This window comes from Kitasatospora sp. NPDC057015, assembly GCF_042673745.1.
GTDB lineage: Bacteria > Actinomycetota > Actinomycetes > Streptomycetales > Streptomycetaceae > Kitasatospora.
On the sequence record NZ_JBHUSG010000010.1, the window covers coordinates 1 to 2965 of the forward strand.

Genomic DNA, 2965 nt, shown 5'->3' on the forward strand with positions numbered 1-2965 from the left:
CCCCCGTCATCGCCCTGGACGCCCGCCGACGCGACAGCGCCAAGAGCGCCCTCATCACCCTCGTCGAACACGCCCTCCTCGCCCGACTCCGCTGAGCACCGGGCCCGGCCGGGACGCACCGTGGCCCACGGACCGCCGAGGTCCGTGGGCCACTTCTCGTCGCACCGCCGCCCCGCCCGGGCGCGGGCACCGGCCCGCCGCCCGGGCCGCGCTCACTCCTGCGGGTCGAGCCCCGCACGGATCAGGCCGTAGGTGTAGGCGTCCTCCAGGGCCCGCCAGGAGGCGGCGATGACGTTGTCCGCGACGCCCACCGTGGACCAGCTCGTGGTGCCGTCGGTGGACTCGATCAGCACCCGGGTCTTGGAGCCCGTCCCGTGCTGGCCCTCCAGGATGCGCACCTTGTAGTCCACCAGCTCCATCCCGGCCAGCTGCGGGTAGATCCCCTCCAGCGCGGTGCGCAGGGCCTTGTCCAGCGCGTCGACCGGGCCGTTGCCCTCGCCGGTCGCGATCCGGCGCTCGCCCTTGGCCCAGAGCTTGACGGTGGCCTCGTTCCCGGCGCTGTCCGCACCGGAGCCGACCTGCTGCTCGCTGATGGTGCGCCAGGACTCCAGCGCGAAGAAGCGCTCCCGGCCGCCGCGCACCTCGTCGCGCAGCAGCAGCTCGAAGGAGGCGTCCGCGGCCTCGTAGGTGTAGCCGAGGTTCTCCTGCTCCTTCACCTTGGCCACCACCCGGCCGACCAGGTCGCGGTCGGCGGACAGGTCGTAGCCCAGCTCCTTGCCCTTGAGCTCGACCGAGGCCCGGCCGGCCATGTCGGAGACCAGCATCCGCATCGTGTTGCCGACCCGCTCGGGGTCGATGTGCTGGTAGAGGTCCGGGTCGACCTTGATGGCGGAGGCGTGCAGGCCGGCCTTGTGCGCGAACGCCGAGACGCCGACGTACGGCTGGTGGGTGGACGGCGTCAGGTTGACCACCTCGGCGATGGCGTGCGAGATCCGGGTCATCTCGGCGAGCCGCCCCTGCGGCAGCACCTCCATGCCGTACTTGATCTCCAGCGCGCCCACCACCGGGAAGAGGTTGGCGTTGCCGACCCGCTCGCCGTAGCCGTTGGCGGTGCACTGCACGTGCGTGGCACCCGCGTCCACCGCGGCCAGCGAGTTGGCGACCGCGCAGCCGGTGTCGTCCTGGGCGTGGATGCCGATCCGGGCGCCGGTGGCGGCCAGCACGTCGGCGACGATCGCGTGCACCCCGGCCGGGAGCATCCCACCGTTGGTGTCGCAGAGCACCACCACCTCGGCGCCGGCGCCGTGCGCGGTGCGCACCACCGCGAGCGCGTAGTCGCGGTCGGCCTTGTAGCCGTCGAAGAAGTGCTCGCAGTCGATGAAGACCCGGCGGCCCTGCGAGACCAGGTACGAGACGCTGTCCCGGACCATCTCCAGGTTCTCGTCCAGGGTGGTGCGCAGGGCCAGCTCGACGTGCCGGTCGTGCGCCTTGGCGACCAGGGTGATCACCGGTGCGCCCGAGTTGACCAGGGCGGCCAGCTGCGGGTCGTCGGCCGCCCTGCCGCCGGCCCGGCGGGTGGCGCCGAAGGCGACCAGCTGGGCGTGCCGGAGGTCCAGCTCGGTGGCGGCCCTGGCGAAGAACTCGGTGTCCCGGGGGTTGGCACCGGGCCAGCCGCCCTCGATGAATCCGACACCGAACTCGTCCAGGTACCGGGCAATGGTCAGCTTGTCGGCCACCGTGAGGTTGATGCCCTCGCGCTGCGCGCCGTCGCGCAGGGTGGTGTCGAAGACGTGGAAGCTGTCGTTGGGGGCGCTGCTGGCCTCGGTCATGGCCCTGGTCTCTCCGTTCGGGCTGGGCCCCTCCCGCCCGGAGCCGGGCGGGAGGGGAACTGCGTTAGCCGGATGTCTGGCTCCACTGTCCACCATGCCCGCGCACCATCCGCCGCCCCGGACGGCCCCTTGTGGGGGCTCCGGTCGCTCCGGATCCTGTCCCGCGGGCTGGAGATGGGCCTGCGGGGCAAAACAAAAGACCCCTCGCGGGTGCGAGAGGTCTGCGCGCGGGTCTGACACCAGGTCGCTCCGCGAAGGGGGTACTGCGGAGCGGTCACTGTGGACCGGCGCGCCTGCTGCTAATAATGAGCGCGAGCGAGGACACGTTCGCAGTCTGGCACACCATCCGGGATGCGGCTGCGGTGTCTCGCGATCCGGGACGGGTCGCTTCGGCCTCAGTGCAGCCGGTCGGTCCGCAGGGCGAACCCGAACGGCTCCGGCAGCTCCAGCGGCTCCCCGACCGGGACGGCGTGGACGGAGCGGTAGTCGCCGCGGCGCGGATCGCCGTGCAGCAGCACCTCGTTCTCCTGCCGGTCGACCAGCAGGTAGAGCGGGATCCCGGCGGTGGCGTAGCCCTTGCGCTTGGCCTCGCGGTCCTTCTGCGGACGGCTGGAGGTGACCTCCAGGACCATCAGGACGCCGACGGGCTTGGACCAGGACTCCCGGCCGACCATGGCGTCGGCCACGGTGAAGGTCCCGTCGGGGATGTAGCGGCCGCTGGGGACGATCAGCCCCTTGCCGCCGGCGAAGTCGATGCCCTCCGGGCACTGCCGGGCGATCTGCCAGACGATCCGGCCGACCGCGGTCTCGTGGTCACCGTCGGGCGGTGGGGTCACGACGATCTCCCCCTCGATGAGCTCGGCCTTGAACCCCTCGGGGGTGTCCAGGTCCAGAAAGGCGTCGAGGAGGTCGTCGTCCAGGCTCTGCCAGGCCTCGGGGAACTCGTGCGACAACGCGGTCATGACCCCTCCGTCTCGGTCCGCACGGCTCAACGAACGGAACGCTTCGAGGTTACCCAGCCGGGCGCCCCCCCGGGGCGGGGCGCCCCGCGCCGGGGGCAGAACAGGATGTTCACCCACCCCTGGGTGTGGGGGGGCTGGGCCCCCGGGACCCCCACCACGGCCGTGCGCAGCTAC

Annotated in this window: 2 protein-coding genes and 1 pseudogene; 1 reads left to right on the plus strand and 2 read right to left on the minus strand. The window is 72.3% G+C overall.

Translation table 11 applies throughout. The features are described 5' to 3' along the window. Positions 1-95 (plus strand): annotated as a pseudogene (locus tag ACFTWP_RS12310) (ATP-binding protein); the annotation flags it as partial. Positions 96-212: 117 nt separating this feature from the next. On the opposite strand, the gene cimA reads toward ACFTWP_RS12310, so the two are convergent. Both cimA and ACFTWP_RS12320 read right to left on the minus strand, forming a co-directional pair. Beyond that, positions 213-1829 carry a citramalate synthase gene (gene cimA, locus ACFTWP_RS12315; RefSeq protein ID WP_380264423.1) on the minus strand — a complete coding sequence of 539 codons (1617 nt, stop codon included), beginning with the start codon at positions 1827-1829 and terminating at the stop codon, positions 213-215. A gap of 395 nt (positions 1830-2224) precedes the next feature. After that, positions 2225-2791 (minus strand): Uma2 family endonuclease, encoded by a 567-nt coding sequence (locus ACFTWP_RS12320; RefSeq protein ID WP_380264424.1) that lies wholly within the window; start codon positions 2789-2791, stop codon positions 2225-2227. Positions 2792-2965 lie beyond the last annotated feature (174 nt).

What these genes read in the sequence shown, in the direction of transcription:
- cimA (WP_380264423.1), bottom strand. Translation starts at nt 1,829, where the DNA reads ATGACCGAGGCCAGCAGCGCCCCCAACGACAGCTTCCACGTCTTCGAC.
- ACFTWP_RS12320 (WP_380264424.1), bottom strand. Translation starts at nt 2,791, where the DNA reads ATGACCGCGTTGTCGCACGAGTTCCCCGAGGCCTGGCAGAGCCTGGAC.